14 protein-coding genes are annotated in these 15,795 nt (G+C 70.1%); 11 read left to right on the top strand and 3 right to left on the bottom strand.

The features are described from left to right. Positions 1 to 108: 108 nt before the first annotated feature. On the bottom strand, positions 109 to 2,400 hold the full coding sequence (ggpS, locus tag EAT51_RS01205) for a glucosylglycerol-phosphate synthase (RefSeq protein WP_130561301.1): 2,292 nt from the start codon (positions 2,398 to 2,400) through the stop codon (positions 109 to 111). A gap of 61 nt (positions 2,401 to 2,461) precedes the next feature. Then, positions 2,462 to 3,703: an MFS transporter gene (locus tag EAT51_RS01200; RefSeq protein WP_130515810.1), complete on the bottom strand. Its 1,242-nt coding sequence runs from the start codon at positions 3,701 to 3,703 to the stop codon at positions 2,462 to 2,464. 224 nt (positions 3,704 to 3,927) lie between these two features. Between EAT51_RS01200 and EAT51_RS01195 the strand changes: the two genes are divergently transcribed. Together EAT51_RS01195 and EAT51_RS01190 are read left to right on the top strand one after the other, a co-directional pair. Further along, on the top strand, positions 3,928 to 5,229 hold the full coding sequence (locus tag EAT51_RS01195) for a cation:proton antiporter (RefSeq protein WP_130561160.1): 1,302 nt from the start codon (positions 3,928 to 3,930) through the stop codon (positions 5,227 to 5,229). Between the two features lie 65 nt (positions 5,230 to 5,294). After that, a complete protein-coding gene (locus tag EAT51_RS01190; RefSeq protein WP_130523365.1) occupies positions 5,295 to 5,591 on the top strand; it encodes an FmdB family zinc ribbon protein in 297 nt (98 codons plus the stop codon). Between the two features lie 692 nt (positions 5,592 to 6,283). On the opposite strand, the gene EAT51_RS01185 is transcribed toward EAT51_RS01190, so the two are convergent. Then, on the bottom strand, positions 6,284 to 6,997 hold the full coding sequence (locus EAT51_RS01185) for a DUF3011 domain-containing protein (protein ID WP_130561159.1): 714 nt from the start codon (positions 6,995 to 6,997) through the stop codon (positions 6,284 to 6,286). 165 nt (positions 6,998 to 7,162) lie between these two features. On the opposite strand from EAT51_RS01185, the gene aspS reads away from it, so the two are divergent. The 9 genes from aspS to ruvB all read left to right on the top strand — a co-directional run bounded on the left by aspS (position 7,163) and on the right by ruvB (position 15,757). Then, positions 7,163 to 8,914, top strand: a complete 1,752-nt coding sequence (gene aspS, locus EAT51_RS01180) for an aspartate--tRNA ligase (protein ID WP_130561158.1) — start codon at positions 7,163 to 7,165, stop codon at positions 8,912 to 8,914. Positions 8,915 to 8,996: 82 nt separating this feature from the next. Continuing rightward, positions 8,997 to 9,506 (top strand): GNAT family N-acetyltransferase, encoded by a 510-nt coding sequence (locus tag EAT51_RS01175; protein ID WP_130515820.1) that lies wholly within the window; start codon positions 8,997 to 8,999, stop codon positions 9,504 to 9,506. Between the two features lie 86 nt (positions 9,507 to 9,592). Further along, positions 9,593 to 9,847: a hypothetical protein gene (locus EAT51_RS01170; protein ID WP_130515822.1), complete on the top strand. Its 255-nt coding sequence runs from the start codon at positions 9,593 to 9,595 to the stop codon at positions 9,845 to 9,847. A gap of 83 nt (positions 9,848 to 9,930) precedes the next feature. Next, on the top strand, positions 9,931 to 10,491 hold the full coding sequence (locus EAT51_RS01165; RefSeq protein ID WP_130516237.1) for an esterase/lipase family protein: 561 nt from the start codon (positions 9,931 to 9,933) through the stop codon (positions 10,489 to 10,491). A 76-nt stretch (positions 10,492 to 10,567) separates the two neighbouring features. Continuing rightward, positions 10,568 to 11,305, top strand: coding sequence for a YebC/PmpR family DNA-binding transcriptional regulator (locus EAT51_RS01160; protein ID WP_130515824.1), 738 nt, complete (start codon positions 10,568 to 10,570; stop codon positions 11,303 to 11,305). A gap of 145 nt (positions 11,306 to 11,450) precedes the next feature. Then, on the top strand, positions 11,451 to 11,993 hold the full coding sequence (ruvC, locus tag EAT51_RS01155; RefSeq protein ID WP_130561300.1) for a crossover junction endodeoxyribonuclease RuvC: 543 nt from the start codon (positions 11,451 to 11,453) through the stop codon (positions 11,991 to 11,993). After that, positions 11,990 to 12,580, top strand: coding sequence for a Holliday junction branch migration protein RuvA (gene ruvA, locus EAT51_RS01150; RefSeq protein WP_130515826.1), 591 nt, complete (start codon positions 11,990 to 11,992; stop codon positions 12,578 to 12,580). Before ruvC ends, ruvA begins: the two co-directional genes overlap by 4 nt. A gap of 45 nt (positions 12,581 to 12,625) precedes the next feature. Next, entirely contained in the window at positions 12,626 to 14,548 is a 1,923-nt protein-coding gene (locus tag EAT51_RS01145) for a potassium transporter Kup (RefSeq protein WP_130561157.1), read from the top strand. A gap of 171 nt (positions 14,549 to 14,719) precedes the next feature. After that, a complete protein-coding gene (gene ruvB / locus EAT51_RS01140; protein ID WP_130561156.1) occupies positions 14,720 to 15,757 on the top strand; it encodes a Holliday junction branch migration DNA helicase RuvB in 1,038 nt (345 codons plus the stop codon). Positions 15,758 to 15,795 lie beyond the last annotated feature (38 nt).

Below are 15,795 nucleotides of genomic sequence, written 5' to 3'. Positions count from 1 at the left end.
CTCGATCATCGTGCCCCAGTCCTTGGCGCCCAGGCCGGGCCCAGTCGCCGACAGCGCCAGCCTGCGCGGTAGCGGCCGGCGCCCGGGCAGGGCGCCGGCCGTGGCCGGTCAAGCGTGGGCGGCCCGCTTCGGCGCGGCGGCCAGCGCGTGCACCTCGGCCGAGGCCGGGGTGAAGTCGCGCACCGCCGCCAGGAAGTCGCGGCCCCAGCGGTCCACGTCGTAGTACTCGACGATGTCGTTGAGCTGGCGCAGGCGGCCGGCGGCCTCGTCCTCGGGCATGCGCAGGGCCTGGGACAGGGCTGCCGTCAGGTCGGCCTGGTCGTGCGGATTGGTCAGCACCGCGCCCTTCAGCTCGGCCGCCGCGCCGGCGAACTCGCTCAACACCAGCACGCCGTTGCCGCCCTCGATGCCCTGGGTGGCGACGAACTCCTTGGCTACCAGGTTCAGCCCGTCGCGCAGCGGGGTGATCCACATCACCTGCGCGGCGGCGTAATGCGCCACCACCTCCTCGAACGGGAAGGCCTGGGCGAAGAAGCGCACCGGCGTCCAGTCCATCCGCGCGAAGCGGCCGTTGATGCGGCCGACCGCCTGTTCGATGGCGTTCTGCAGCTGGCGGTAGACCGTCATCTCCTTGGCCGCCGGCACGCAGATCATCAGCAGGGTGACCTTGTTGTGCAGCTGGGGATGCGATTCGAGCAGGCGCTCGAACGCCTCCAGCTTGGCCAGCGTGCCCTTGGTGTAGTCCAGGCGTTCGACCGAGAGCACCAGCTTGCGCGCGCCGATCTCGCGGCGCAGCTTGAAGATGTTGTTGCGCACCTCCGGGTTGGCCAGCACCTGGTTGATGCGGCGCAGGTCGGTGCCGACCGGATGGGCCCCCAGCGCCACCTCACGCCCGGCAACCCGCAGGCGCGTGGTCATCGTGTCCAGGCCCACCGCGCAGCCGTAGGTGAGAAAGCGCGGCGCGCAGCTCTCGGTGCGCAGGCGTTCCACCGGTGCCACCCCGCGCACCACGTCGACGAAGTTCTCCACCTGGCGCGGGATGTGGAAGCCCACGTAATCGCAGGACAGCAGGCTGCCGATGATCTCGCGCCGCCACGGCACCACATTGAACACGTCGGCCGAGGGGAAGTAGGTGTGGTGGAAGAAGGCGATCTTCAGGTCCGGGCGCATCTCGCGCAGGTAGGCCGGCACCATCCACAGGTTGTAGTCGTGGATCCACACCGTCGCCCCTTCGGCCGCCTCGGCCGCGGTGGCCTCGGCGAACTTGCGGTTGACCTTGAGGAACACCTTCCAGTCGTCCTCGCGGAAGCGCGCGCGCTCCCAGAACACGTGCAGCATCGGCCAGAAGGCTTCCTTGCTGAAGCGCTTGTAGAAGATGTCCACCTCGGTCTTGCTCAGCGGCACGCGCGCGGCGGTGAGGTTGGGATAGCGCTCATCGACCGAGGTATGGGTCTGGAACGGCCCGTGCTTGGGATCGTCGATGCTCCAGGCCACCCAGGAGCCGGTCTGTCCGCCCTGAAAGAACCCCAGCAGCGAGGGAATGATGCCGTTGGGCGACCTGGGCTGGCGGCGCACCAGCTCGCCGTCCTCCACGACCTCCTCGTAGGGCAGGCGGTGGTAGACCATCAGCAGCTGCGCCTTGCCGGTCGGCGCGGTGCGCGCCACCGGCAGCCACGGGTCGTCCTTGTCGAGCAGCTTGAAGTGGGCGATGGCCTCCAGGATGCCGCCGCAGCCGGGCGCCTTGGCGTGCAGCACATCGGACAGCGCGCCGGTGGCCTCGATCAGCGCGGTCTCCGAATCGCCAACGCACACGCCGCGGAAGCCGGCCAGGTACATCGACAGGTCGTTGAGCGTGTCGCCGGCGACCAGCACGCGTTCGCTGGGCAGCTTGAGCTGCCGGGCCAGCGCCTTCAGCGTACGGCCCTTGTCGGTGTCCGGCGGCAGGATGTCCAGGTAGCGGTCGGCCGAATACAGCACCGAGCAGCCCAGCGCATGCGCGGCCTCCTCCAGGTCGGCGCGGATCGGCGCCAGCGTGCCCGGGTCGCAGTAGTAGGAGCAGCGGCGTTCCTGCGGCACGTCCTGGCGGACCAGGTCGGGGAAGGCGCGCATCGCGGCGGCCACGGTGTAGTCGCCGGGCCAGCGGCTGTCGATCTTGGATTGCAGCGGCTGCAGCGGCTGCAGCGTATGGCCATCGACCACGGTGGCGCCGACGTCGCACACCACATAGTCGGGGCGGGGAATCGCGGGGTCGGTCAGCAGCGGCATCACCGCTTCCAGGCCGCGCCCGGTGATGAAGATCAGGCAGATCTCGGGGTGCTGGTCGACCAGGCGGTACAGGCGGTGGCGCTGCTCGGCGTCGCCGGCCAGGAAGGTGCCGTCCAGGTCGGTCGCCAGGATCAGGCGCGGATCGGGCCGGGCCTGGGTGGAGCGGGGTGAGGTATTGCGGATGGGCGGGGTCAGATCAGTCAAAACGTTCCTCTTGAGGTTGCGATGGGGGTTCGGTTTCCGGCATCAGCTCCAGCGCGGTGGGCGTGGTGCGCAGCATCGGGCGGAAGGGCGCGGCGAAGGTGCGGTCGCGGTGGAAGCGCAGCCGGGCGAACAGATAGGCCGCCAGCGCGATCAGCATCACCGCGAAATAGATCGGCAGCGCGGAGGGGCCCAGACGCTGCATCGCCCCGCCGGCCAGCGCCGGGCCGATGGCCGAGCCGACGCCGTTGACCAGCAGCAGGCTCGAACAGCCCGACAGCAGGTGCTCGCGCGGCAGGTAGTCGAGCATGTGCGCCACCGCGAACGGATACAGCGAGAAGCTCAGCCCGCCGAACAGGAAGAACAGCCCGAACAGCGCCCGCCGGTCGGCCTGGACCGCCGGCAGCAGCATCGCCAGGGCCACGCCCGCGGCGGCCAGCGCGGCCAGCGCCAGCGCCAGGCGGCGGTCGCGGCCATCGCTGATCCGGCCGATCGGCACCTGCAGCAGCGCGCCGCCGGCGATCGCCGCCAGCATGAACAACGCCACGCCGCGCGTGTCCAGGCCGATGCGGCTGGCGTACACCGGCGACAGGCCCCAGAAGCCGCCCATCGCCAGGCCCGACAGCGCCGCGCCGACCGTGGCCGCCGGCGCCAGCGCATACAGCCGGCGCAGGCTGAAGCGCTGGATCGGCGGCACCTCGGGCTGCTGCAGGCGCGTGGCCGCCACCGGCATCACCGAGGCGCACAGCAGGATGGCGGTCAGCGAGAACAGGGTGGCCATCGCCATCCCGCCCCAGCCCAGCAGCACCTGGCCCAGCGCCAGCGCCGACAGGTTGACCATCATGTAGACCGAGAACACCCGCGCGCGGGTGCTCGCATTGGGCTCGGCGTTGAGCCAGCTCTCGATGACGGTGTACAGCCCGACCAGCGCCACGCCGGTGACCAGGCGCAGCAGGCCCCAGGCCCAGGGATCGAGCCAGATCGGGTGCAGCAGCACGGCGATGGCCGCCAGCGCGGCGAAGAAGGCGAAGGCGCGGATATGCCCGATGCGGCCGATCAGCGGCGGGCCGATGAAAGTGCCGAAGAAATACCCGGCGAAGTAGCACGACATCACCAGGCCCAGCGTGCGATCGTCGAAGCCGGCCTGCGCGCCGCGGACCGCGAGCAGCGTGCCGAGCAGGCCGCTGCCGGTCAGCAGCAGGGCCACGCCCAGCAGCAAGGTGAACAGCCGCAGCATCAACGCGACCTTCTGGGGGAAGGGGAGTTTGTCACCTTCATCATCATAACATATTGATTAATTTGGGGAAAGTTGCGTAAGGTGCGCGCCCCCCCGAGCGCAGCGGCGTCCTGCGGCCGCGCGCCGGGGGGCCCGAAGCCATCCCTTGGCCGCATCCTCCGGGATGGGCATGCTGCATTGCAGCATGCCTTGCATCCTCGCCCACCCCGCATGAAAGGACCGTCGTGAGCCAAGAACTGATCTACCTGCTGCTGATCTTCGGGCTGCTGGTCATTCCGCGGTTCCTGCAGCAGTTCAAGCTGCCGGCGCCGCTGACCTGCCTGGCCTTCGGCGTGGTCGCCGCGCTGATCATCGGCAAGCCGGTCGAGGACGGGGTGGTGGCGCTGATGGCCTCGCTGGGCATCTCCTCGTTGTTCCTGTTCGCCGGCCTGGAGGTGGATCCCAAGGCGCTGCGCAAGGGCTGGAAGCAGCTGGTCATCCATCTGGTGGCGCGCTCGGCCAGCCTGGCCGTGGTGGCGTGGCTGGCCTGGCGCTATGCAGGGCTGTCCTGGCAGGCGGCCGCGCTGCTGGCGCTGGCCCTGCTGACGCCTTCCACCGGCTTCATCATCGACACGCTGGGCCGGCTGGGGCTGGACACCAAGGAGCAGTTCTGGGTGACCAACAAGGCCATCGCCGGCGAGCTGCTGGCGCTGGCGGCGCTGTTCGTGGTGCTGCAGTCGGCCAGCCCGCCGCTGGAGATGCTGGGCTCGACGCTGGCGCTGCTGGCCATGCTGGTCGGCCTGCCGCTGCTGTTCATCGCGCTGGGGCGCTGGGTGCTGCCGCATTCGCCGGGCGCGGAGTTCTCGCTGCTGGTGATGGTCGGCGTGATCGCGGCCTACGTGACCCACCTGATCGGCGTGCACGATCTGGTCGGCGCCTTCGTCACTGGTCTGGTGGCGCGCCTGCTGCGCCAGCGCATGCCGACGCTGGCCTCGCACGACAACCTGCACGCGGTGCGGCTGTTCGCCAGCTTCTTCGTGCCATTCTATTTCTTCTATTCGGGCACCAAGGTGCCGGCCGGCGCCTTGAGCCTGGGGGCGCTGGGCGTGGGCCTGGCGCTGACCGCGGTGGTGCTGCCGCTGCGGGTGGGCCTGCTTGCGCTGCAGCGCAAGCTGACCTTCGGCGAGTCCTTCCGCACCGGCCTGCGCATCGGCACGGCGCTGGCGCCGACGCTGATCTTCACGCTGGTGCTGGCCGGGGTGCTGCGCGAGCGCTTCGCCATCCCCGATGCGCTGTTCGGCGGGCTGCTGCTGTATGCGACGCTGACCACGCTGCTGCCTTCGCTGGTGTTCCGCACGCCGTTCGACGTGGATCCGGTGGAGACGGCGCCGGAGCGCTACGCCCCGGCGGCCGGCGGGGCGGCGGCCACGCTGCTGGCGCCGGGGGCCTCGGAGTTCCACCAGGAGCGGGTGCGCGCGGCCGCGCCACCGGCGCAGGACTCGGGTCCGCTGCCCGAGGATGCCGAACGCACCGACCGGACCGCTTGATTCGGCGCCCTCCAGCCCCCACCGTTGGCGCCCGCAATCCGCTAACGCCAACCCCTGTCATCGCCATGCCGATCTACGCCTACCAGTGCACCACCTGTGGCCACAGCTTCGACAAGCTGCAGAAGCTCTCCGACCCCGACCCGGACACCTGCCCGCAATGCGGCGCGCAGACCGTCAGGCGCCAGGTGACGGCGCCGGCGTTCCGCCTGGCCGGTGGTGGCTGGTACGAGACCGACTTCAAGAAGGATGGCGACAAGAAGCGCAATTTGGTCGAGGGGGCGGGCAGCAGCGCTTCCGGCAGCAGCGAGTCCAAGCCGGCGGCCAGCGAGGCCAAGCCAGCTACGCCATCCAGCGGCGATTGATCGATCGCCTGCTTCGCTGGGCTGCAAGAGGTTCGTCCCTCGATCTTCCGGAGCCCGGCCAGCGCGCTCTGGCTCCGGAAGGGCAGCGGTCCGGCGGGCGGGGGCCGCTTATCCCTCAATCAGGGCATCCTGCCCTGATTCAGGCGCTCGGCGTCCTGCCTCGCTGGGCGCGGCCGCCGCCCGCCGGCCCGCTGCCGCGCGCGTTGCTCAGATGGCCTCGGGCCGAAAGTCGAAAGAAGCCCTGATCGATTGCCGCGCAGCCTCGACTCTCTCGGGCGCGAACCCAATCGCCGTGTGCGCCACTGTCTCTTCCGTTCACGCCGCCCTCCTTGTAGAGCGGAGCTTGTGGCAACCCCTCTTGGGGGACTCCGCTGCTCTTCGTTCGGTTCGTGGGGAAGGTCCCAGCGGAGCAAGCTCCGCTCTACAGGTGGGAGCCGCCGTTGGCGAAAACGGTCACAAGGTCGACTCCGATCGAACGATGAGGCGCGGTTAACCGGAAAATCCGCCAGGGGCGGCGGGCCAAGCCGAGGAGCCGCGGCCGGCCAGGTCGAGCCTGCTTGGCGAAGTCCGCCTTACTGACCAGGCATTCGGCGAACGGCGAAGAACACAAAAGAGAGGCCGGGCGTCAGCCCGGCCTCTCTTGCGATGCGTGCCACGCGTGTCCGTGTGGCAGCCATCGACCGTGAAACCGATCAGCGGGCGCCGAAGCGGGCGCGGCAGCCTTCGTCGACCCAGATCTGGTCGCCGCGCCAGGCCCAGGTGCTGCCCTCGATGCAGGGGCTGCTGGAGAGCTGCTTGACGATCACCGGGCGGCCATTGCGGCGGTCCCAGCCGCAGCTGGTGCGACGGTTGTCGCTGCTCGAGCAGGTCACGGTGTAATTGGGATTGGCGTTGCCCCAGCCCGGGTCGCCCGGCGGGCCGCCGCCCCAGCCGCCGCCGCCGCGGCCTTCGGTGAACTCGCCGCGGCAGCCCTGGCTGACCCAGATGTTGCCGCCGCGCTGGCCCCAGCTGCGGCCCTCCACGCAGCGGCTGTCGGACAGCTGGCGCACCAGCACGGCGCGGCCGCGGAAGCCGGCGGCGCACTCGCGGGTGCGGTTGTCGGTGCTTTCGCAGCGCACCGTCCGGCCCGCGCCGGGGCGGTCGCCCCAGCCGCCGCCGCGCACGGACACGAAGCGCCCCCGGCAGCCGCGGTCGACCCAGATCACGTCGCCGCGCGTGCCCCAGGTGCGGCCCTCGATACAGGGCGAGTCGGACAGCGCGCGGTCCAGCCGCACGCGGCCGCCAAAGCCGCGGCATTCGCGGTAGCGGTTGTTCTGGCTCTCGCAGGTGACTGAATCCTGGGCGTGGGCCGGCGCGGCCGCATACACGCCCAAGGCAAACAGCAGCACCGCAAACAGTCGCAACATGGCACGGCTCCGGGTGGTCGAGTGGGCCGGACTATACACGCGGCCCCGCCGCCGTCCCGTCAGCCGGCGCGGGCCGCTGGGCCCGCATTTGCCGCGCCCCGGCGCGGGCCGCAAAATAGCCGGCTTTCCCGGCCGCGGCGTGCGGCCTGCCCGGAGTTTGCTCACATGCGTACCCACTTCTGCGGCCTGGTCGATGAGACCCTGATCGGCCAAACCGTCACTCTGGCCGGCTGGACCGACGTGGCCCGCAATCAGGGCGGGGTGTGCTTCATCGACCTGCGCGACCACGAGGGCATCGTTCAGGTCACCGTCGAGCTGGACAACGCCGAGGTGTTCGCCGTGGCCGCCTCGCTCGGCTACGAGGACGTGCTGCAGGTCGAGGGCGTGGTCCGCGCGCGCCACGCGGTCAACGACAAGCTCAAGACCGGTAAGGTCGAGGTGATCGCCTCGAAGATCACCGTGCTCAACAAGGCCGCGCCGCTGCCGTTCCACGCGCACGAGAACCCCGGCGAGGACACCCGCCTGAAGTACCGGTATCTCGATCTGCGCCGTCCGGAGATGCAGCGCATGCAGCGCACCCGCATCAGGCTGGTGCAGGCCCTGCGCCGTCATCTGGACGCGCGCGGCTTCCAGGACATCGAGACGCCGATCCTGACCAAGGCCACGCCGGAGGGCGCGCGCGACTTCCTGGTGCCGGCGCGCATGCACCCGGGCGAGTTCTACGCCCTTCCGCAGAGCCCGCAGCTGTTCAAGCAGATCCTGATGGTGGCCGGCTTCGACCGCTACTACCAGATCGCGCGCTGCTTCCGCGACGAGGCCCTGCGCGCCGACCGCCAGCTGGAGTTCACCCAGCTGGACATGGAGTTCGCCTTCGTGCGCGAGCGCGATGTGCAGGACTTCGTCGAGGAGATGATCCGCGCGATCTTCAAGGAAGTCGTGGACGTGGAGCTGGATGCGCAGTTCCCGCGCATGACCTGGGCCGAGGCGATGCGCCGCTACGGCTCGGACAAGCCGGACCTGCGCATCGACCTGGAACTGGTCGACGTGGCCGAGCTGGTCAAGGACAGCGACTTCGCCGTGTTCACCGGCCCGGCCAACGATGCCGACGGCCGCGTGGCCGCGCTGCGCATCCCGGGCGGCGCGACGCTGTCGCGCAAGCAGATCGACGAGTACGCCGCGCACGCGGCCAAGTACGGCAGCAAGGGCCTGGCCTACATCAAGATCGGCGAGAGCGGCGAGATCACCTCGCCGATCGCCAAGTTCTTCGCCGAGGACAAGTTCGCCGCGCTCATCGCGCATGTCGGCGCGGGCAAGGGCGACCTGGTGTTCTTCGGCGCCGGTGCCTACGGCAAGGTCTCGGACTTCATGGGCGCCGTGCGCCTGAAGGCCGGCAAGGACTTCGGCCTGGTCCAGGACGGTTGGCGCCCGCTGTGGGTCACCGACTTCCCGATGTTCGAGTGGGACGAGGAGGCGCAGCGCTATGTGGCCCTGCACCATCCCTTCACCGCGCCGGCGGTGGATTCGATCGAGGACCTGCGCGCCCACGCCAGGACCGCGGTCTCGCGCGGCTACGACATGGTGCTCAACGGCAACGAGATCGGCGGCGGTTCGATCCGCATCCATCGCCCGGAGATGCAGAGCGCGGTGTTCGAACTGCTCGGCATCGGCGCCGAGGAGGCGCGCGCCAAGTTCGGCTTCCTGCTCGACGCGCTCAACTATGGCGCCCCGCCGCACGGCGGCATCGCCTTCGGCATCGACCGTATCGCCGCGCTGATGGCCGGCACCGAGTCGATCCGCGACGTGATTCCGTTCCCCAAGACCACTGGCGCCCAGGACCTGATGACCGACGCGCCCTCGCCGATCCCGGATGCGCAGCTGGCCGAGGTGCACGTGCAGGTGCGGCCGAAGAGCGAGTGACCAGCGCTGAGGAGTGAGCAAGGGCGGGCGGCGCGATCCGCTTTCACTCACTTCTCACTCCTCAACGCTCACTTCTGGCCCGATGCTGATCCGCCGCGCCACCCTCGACGACGCCCACACGCTCTCGGCGCTGGCCGAGCGCACCTTCGTGCAGACCTTCGGCCACCTGTATCCGCCGGGCGACCTGCGCGATTTCCTGGATGAGGCCTATGCGCTGGAGCGCATGCGGATCGTGCTGGCGCATCCGGACTACGCGATCTTCCTGGCCGAGCGCGATGGCCAGGCGATCGGGCATTCGGCCGCCGGTCCCTGCGGGCTGCCGCATCCGGGCGTGCAGCCCGGCGATGGCGAGCTCAAGCGCCTCTATCTGCTGCAGGGGCAGCAGAACGCCGGCGTCGGCACCCACCTGTTCCAGGCCACCCTCGACTGGCTGCTGCGCGAGGGGCCGCGCACGCTGTGGGTCGGGGTGTGGTCGCAGAACTTCGGCGCGCAGCGCTTCTATGCCCGGCACGGGTTTCACAAGGTGGGCGAGTACCAGTTCGCCGTGGGCAACGTGCTGGACGACGAGTTCATCCTGCGGCGCCCGGCCTGAGCGCGCGGTTGAGCGCGGCCCGCGCTTGGGTCATGCTGCGCCCCATGTCCAAGGAGGAATCCGAAATGCACGGAAGGCGCGCGCTGTTGGCACTGTCCCTGGCCTGCGGGCTGTTGGCCGGCTGCGGGGGAGACAAGATGATGCGCTGCACGTCGGCCTCGGGCAGCTGGGCCATCGGCCGGGTGGCCGAGCAGGGCGTGCTGGACCGCATCCAGGCCGAGAGCCGGGCCAAGCGCCTGCGCACCCTCGGCGCCGGCGAGACCTCCTCCGACATCGGCATGGACCGGGTCACCGTCCACGTCGACGCGCAGGACCGGATCACCGCGGTGACCTGCGACTGAGCCGACCCGACGCCCGCGATGCGCTGCGGGCGCCGTTGCCATCGGTGCTGGTGCTGCATGGCATCTGGAACGCGCCGCTGTGGATGCAGCCGCTGGCCTGGCGGCTGCGGCGGGCGGGCTTCGCCGCCGAGCCCTTCGGCTATCCCGGCGTCACCGGCGGTCCGCAGGTGGCCATCGCGCGCCTGGCCGCGCATCTGCGCCAGGCGCGCCCGACCCATCTGGTCGGGCATAGCCTCGGCGGGCTGATCGCGCTGGAGACCTTGCGCCGGCATCCGGGCCTGCCCGTGCCGCGCCTGGTCTGTCTGGGCTCGCCGCTGTCCGGCAGTGCGACCGCGCAGGTGCTCGCGCAGCGCGGCTGGGGCAGCGTGCTCGGCCGCAGCGCGCTGCTGCTGGACCGGGGCTGTCCGCCCTGGAGTGGCCCGACCGAGGTCGGCATGATCGCCGGCGATGTGCCGCGGGGCGTGGGCCGCCTGCTGGCGGGCGTGGACGAGACCTCCGACGGCACCGTGGCCCTGGCCGAGACCCGCCTGTCCGGCCTGGTCGATCACTGCTGCGTGCACGCCAGCCATACCGGCCTGCCGTTCTCGCCGCAGGCCGCGCGTCAGGTGGTGGCCTTCCTGCGGCACGGGCGGTTCCGGCGCTGAGGGGCCCCAGCGGCAGGGCGCGCGGCATGGGGTAAAATTGCCGCTTCGTCTCAAGTTCAGCCAACGGAAGTGTGTCATGGGTCGAGGCCCTTCGATCGAAGCCCGCAAGAACGCCATGGACGCCAAGCGCGGCAAGGTGTTCACCAAGATCATCCGCGAGATCAGTGTGGCCGCGCGCGGCCCCGGCGGCGGCGATCCGGCCAACAATCCCGCCCTGCGCACGGCCATGGACAAGGGCCTGGCGGCCAACATGACCAAGGACGTCATGGAGCGCGCGATCAAGAAGGCCACCGGCGAGCTGGAAGGCGTCGAGTACGAGACCATCCGCTACGAGGGCTACGCGCCCGGCGGCGTGGCCGTGATCGTGGACTGCCTGACCGACAACCGCGTGCGCACCGTGGCCGACGTGCGTCATGCCTTCGCCAAGTGCGGCGGCAACATGGGCACCGAGGGCTCGGTGGCCTTCATGTTCAAGAAGCTCGGCGTGCTGAGTTTCGACGGCGGCCTGGACGAGGACGCGCTGACCGAGGCGGCCATCGAGGCCGGCGCCGAAGACGTGGTGGTGTACCCGGAGGACGGGGCGATCGATGTGCTGACCACGCCGGAGGGGTTCGAGGAAGTCCGGCAGGCGCTCGCCGCCGCCGGCTTCACCCCCGGCTATGCCGAGGTCACCTTCCGCGCCGACAACGACGTGGCGGTGGACGGCGAGACTGCCCAGCAGGTGTCCAAGCTGCTGGCCATGCTCGAGGACCTGGACGACGTGCAGAACGTCTATTCCAACGCCGATCAGGCGGCGCTGGGCGAGGGAAGCTGAGCCCGTGCCGCCGGGGACGCGCACGGGCAGCGGGACTCGGGGATCGGGACGGGGAGCTCGCCACGGCGCATCGTCGCCGTCCGTCCGGACGCCTGCAGGGCAGGCCCAGGGCGTGACGGACGCGGCCTCGGCCGCGGTGCCGCAGCTGCGCAGCCCGAGCCCGGGTTGCGTCCGTATCCTCGGCATCGACCCGGGCTCGCAGCGCACCGGCATCGGCATCATCGATGTGGATGCCGCCGGGCGCGCGGTGCACGTGTACAACGGGCCGCTGGTGCTGCTGGGCGAGGGCGGGTTCCCGCTGCGGCTCAAGCGCCTGCTGCTGGGGCTGGCCGAGCTGTTGGACGCCTGGCACCCGCACGAGGTGGCGATCGAGCAGGTGTTTGTCGGCAAGAGCGCCGACTCGGCGCTCAAGCTGGGCCAGGCGCGTGGCGCGGCGATCAGCGCCGTGGTCCTGCGCGACCTGCCGGTGCACGAGTACGCGCCGAAGGAAATCAAGCTGGCGCTGGTCGGTCGGGGCAGCGCCGAGAAGGAACAGATCCAGCACATGGTCGCGATCATGCTCAACCTGAAAGGCAAGCTGCAGGCCGACGCCGCCGATGCGCTGGCGGTGGCCATCACCCATGCCCACGTGCGCGCCACCGCCGCCCGCATGGGCGTGGATGCGCGCGTGGCTTGGAGCCGGAAATGATCGGGCGCCTGCGCGGCATCCTCATCGCCAAGTCCCCGCCCTGGCTCCTGATCGAGGTCGGCGGCGGCGTCGGCTACGAGCTGGAGGCGCCGATGAGCACCATCTACGACCTGCCCGAGCTCGGCCGCGAGGTCACCCTGTTCACCCATTACGCGCAGAAGGAGGACAGCGTCTCGCTGTACGGCTTCCTGCGCGAGGGCGAGCGCCGGCTGTTCCGCGACGTGCAGAAGGTCACCGGTATCGGCGCCAAGATCGCCCTGGCCATCCTGTCCGGCGTCAGCGTGGACGAGTTCGCCCGGCTGGTGCAGGCCGGCGACGTCACCGCGCTCACCCGCATCCCCGGCATCGGCAAGAAGACCGCCGAGCGCATGGTGGTGGAGCTGCGCGACCGCGCCGCGGCGCTGACCGGCGGCGATGTGGTCACGCCGATGAGCGCGCCGGCCGACCCGCAGTCCGAGGCGGTCATCGCCCTGCAGCAGCTCGGCTACAAGCCGGCCGAGGCCCAGCGCATGGCCCGCGACGCGGCCGCCGCCGGCGACGACGCGGCGCAGATCATCCGCAAGGCGCTGCGTTCGGCCCTGCGCTGAAGCGTGCAGGACATCCTCACTTTTTCAGCAGTAGGCTAGCGCCGCATGTCTTCGCCCTCCGCCACGACCTCGACCAGCAACGCGCCCGCCCACCACGGCCACGGCAACCAGGGCATGCCCGGCCTGGTGCTGGGCGCCATCGGCGTGGTGTTCGGCGACATCGGCACCAGCCCGCTGTACACGCTCAAGGAAGCCTTCTCGCCGCACTTCGGCCTGGTCGGCAACCACGACACCATCCTGGGGATCCTGTCGCTGGTGTTCTGGGCGCTGGTGATCACCGTGACGGTCAAGTACGTCACCATCATCATGCGCGCCGACAACGACGGCGAGGGCGGGATCATGGCGCTGATGACCCTGGCCCAGCGCACCCTGCCCAAGGGCTCGCGCTCGGCCTATGTGGTCGGCATCCTCGGCATCTTCGGCGCCTCGCTGTTCTTCGGCGACGGCGTGATCACCCCGGCCATCTCGGTGCTGGGCGCGGTCGAGGGCCTGGAGGTAGCCGCGCCGGCGTTGGACCACTGGATCGTGCCGATCACGGTGGTGATCCTGATCCTGGTGTTCATGGCCCAGCGCTTCGGCACCGAGAAGGTGGGCAAGATCTTCGGGCCGATCACCACGGTGTGGTTCCTGTCCCTGGCGGCGATCGGCATCTACAACATCGTCGATGCGCCCGAGGTGCTCAAGGCCTTCAGCCCGTTCTGGGCGGTGAACTTCTTCATGACCCACGGCTGGCACTCGGTGCTGATCCTGGGCGCTGTGGTGCTGGCGGTGACCGGCGGCGAGGCGCTGTACGCGGACATGGGCCACTTCGGCGCCCAGCCGATCCGCTACGCCTGGTACATCCTGGTGCTGCCGTGCCTGATGCTCAACTACCTGGGCCAGGGCGCGCTGGTGCTGCAGGACCCGGCCGCGGTCAACAACCCGTTCTACGAGGCCGTGCCGGACTGGGCGCTCTACCCGATGATCGTGCTGGCCACCATGGCGGCCATCATCGCCTCGCAGGCGGTCATCAGCGGCGCCTTCTCGGTGGCGCGCCAGGCCATGCAGCTGGGCTACATCCCGCGCATGACGGTCAAGCACACCTCGCACGACACCATCGGCCAGATCTACGTGCCGGGCGTGAACTGGATGATGATGCTGGCGGTGCTGGCCGTGGTCCTGGCCTTCGGCAGTTCCACCGCGCTGGCCACCGCCTACGGCATCTCGGTGTCGGCCACGATGATGATCGACACCCTGCTGCTGGCGCTGGTGGCGCGCGCGCTGTGGCCGAAGTGGCGCACCTGGGTGCTGCCGCTGTGCGTGGTGTTCTTCATCGTCGATGTGGGCTTCGTCATCGCCAACGGCGCCAAGTTCTTCGACGGCGCGTGGTTCCCGCTGGCGCTGGGCCTGGTGGTGTTCACCCTGCTGCGCACCTGGCGGCGCGGGCGCGAGCTGCTGGGCGCGGAGATCCGCAAGGACGGCATCGCGCTGGACAGCTTCCTGCCCGGGCTGATGCTGGCCCCGCCGGCGCGCGTGCCGGGCACGGCGGTGTTCCTGACCGCGCAGACCGGCATGGTGCCGCACGCGCTGCTGCACAACCTCAAGCACAACAAGGTGCTGCACGAGCGCAACGTCTTCCTGACCGTGTATACGCTGCCGCTGCCGTACGCGCCGGCCGACAAGCGCATGAAGGTCGAGGAGATCGGCGACGAGTTCTACCGCGTCATCGTCAAGTTCGGCTTCATGGAGACCCCGGACGTGCCGCTGGCGCTGATGCGCAGCTGCGATCAGGGCGGGCCGTACTTCGACCCGATGGACACCACCTTCTTCGCCAGCCGCGAGAACATCGTGGCCAGCGCCCACCGCGGCATGCCGGTCTGGCGCGACAAGCTGTTCGCCGCCATGCACCGCAACGCCGCCCCGGCCACCAACTTCTTCCGCATCCCCGGCAACCGCCTGGTGGAGCTGGGGGCGCAGGTGGAGATCTGAGGGGCAGGGGCCAGAGGTCGGGGATCAGGGGCCAGCGCCAAATGCGCAGGCCAAGCGCAAGCGGGTTGTGCGGCTTTAGCGCCTACAATGTGATTCCGTGACTCCATCCAGCCGTGCCCGCATGTCGTTTGCACTTCCCTGGCCCCCGGCCCCTGGTCTCCGGCCTCTCGCATGAGCGACCGCATCATCGCCGCCGACGCCACCCGTGAGGACGATGCCCTGGAGGCCTCGATCCGGCCCAAGCGCCTGGCCGACTACCTGGGCCAGCAGCCGGTGCGCGAGCAGCTGGACATCTACATCCAGGCCGCCAAGGGTCGCGGCGAGGCGCTGGACCATGTGCTGATCTTCGGGCCGCCAGGTTTGGGCAAGACCACACTGAGCCACGTGATCGCCAACGAGCTGGGCGTCAGCCTGCGCACGACTTCCGGCCCGGTGATCGAGAAGGCCGGCGACCTGGCCGCGCTGCTGACCAACCTGCAGCCGCACGATGTGCTGTTCATCGACGAGATCCATCGTCTCTCGCCGGTGGTGGAGGAAGTGCTGTATCCGGCGATGGAGGATTTCCAGCTGGACATCATGATCGGCGAGGGCCCGGCCGCGCGTTCGATCAAGATCGACCTGCCGCCGTTCACCCTGATCGGCGCGACCACCCGCGCTGGCCTGCTGACCGCGCCGCTGCGCGACCGCTTCGGCATCGTCCAGCGCCTGCAGTTCTACGACACCGCCGAGCTGACCCGGATCGTGCGCCGCTCGGCGCAGATCATGGGCATTCCCTGCGAGCCGGAGGGCGCGGCCGAGATCGCGCGCCGCTCGCGCGGGACGCCGCGCATCGCCAACCGCCTGCTGCGGCGCGTGCGCGATTACGCGCAGGTCAAGGCCGGCGGCCAGATCAGCCGCGACACCGCCGATGCCGCCATGGCCATGCTCAAGGTCGATCCGGAAGGCTTCGACGAGCTCGATCGCCGCCTGCTGCACACCATCGTGGAGAGCTTCGATGGCGGCCCGGTCGGCGTCGAGTCGCTGGCCGCGGCCCTGTCCGAGGAGCGCGGCACGCTGGAAGACGTGATCGAGCCCTATCTGATCCAGCAGGGCTTCCTGGTGCGCACCGCACGCGGGCGCATGGCCACGGCCAAGGCCTATTCGCACCTGGGGCTGCAGCCCAAGCGTAACGCCGGGCTGCCGTTCCCGGACTCCGAGGCCTTGTTCTGATGCACCGTAAGGCCCGCCGAATCCCGCGCCCCGCAGCG

The sequence above is a fragment of the Pseudoxanthomonas winnipegensis genome, from assembly GCF_004283755.1.
GTDB lineage: Bacteria > Pseudomonadota > Gammaproteobacteria > Xanthomonadales > Xanthomonadaceae > Pseudoxanthomonas_A > Pseudoxanthomonas_A winnipegensis.
This window is presented reverse-complemented; position numbering and strand designations above follow the sequence as displayed.

Coding starts and splice junctions, on each gene's coding strand:
- EAT51_RS01145 (WP_130561157.1), top strand. CDS start 12,626: ATGTCTTCGCCCTCCGCCACGACCTCGACCAGCAACGCGCCCGCCCAC.
- EAT51_RS01160 (WP_130515824.1), top strand. CDS start 10,568: ATGGGTCGAGGCCCTTCGATCGAAGCCCGCAAGAACGCCATGGACGCC.
- aspS (WP_130561158.1), top strand. CDS start 7,163: ATGCGTACCCACTTCTGCGGCCTGGTCGATGAGACCCTGATCGGCCAA.
- ruvA (WP_130515826.1), top strand. CDS start 11,990: ATGATCGGGCGCCTGCGCGGCATCCTCATCGCCAAGTCCCCGCCCTGG.
- EAT51_RS01190 (WP_130523365.1), top strand. CDS start 5,295: ATGCCGATCTACGCCTACCAGTGCACCACCTGTGGCCACAGCTTCGAC.
- EAT51_RS01200 (WP_130515810.1), bottom strand. CDS start 3,703: ATGCTGCGGCTGTTCACCTTGCTGCTGGGCGTGGCCCTGCTGCTGACC.
- EAT51_RS01165 (WP_130516237.1), top strand. CDS start 9,931: ATGCAGCCGCTGGCCTGGCGGCTGCGGCGGGCGGGCTTCGCCGCCGAG.
- ruvB (WP_130561156.1), top strand. CDS start 14,720: ATGAGCGACCGCATCATCGCCGCCGACGCCACCCGTGAGGACGATGCC.
- EAT51_RS01185 (WP_130561159.1), bottom strand. CDS start 6,997: ATGTTGCGACTGTTTGCGGTGCTGCTGTTTGCCTTGGGCGTGTATGCG.
- EAT51_RS01175 (WP_130515820.1), top strand. CDS start 8,997: ATGCTGATCCGCCGCGCCACCCTCGACGACGCCCACACGCTCTCGGCG.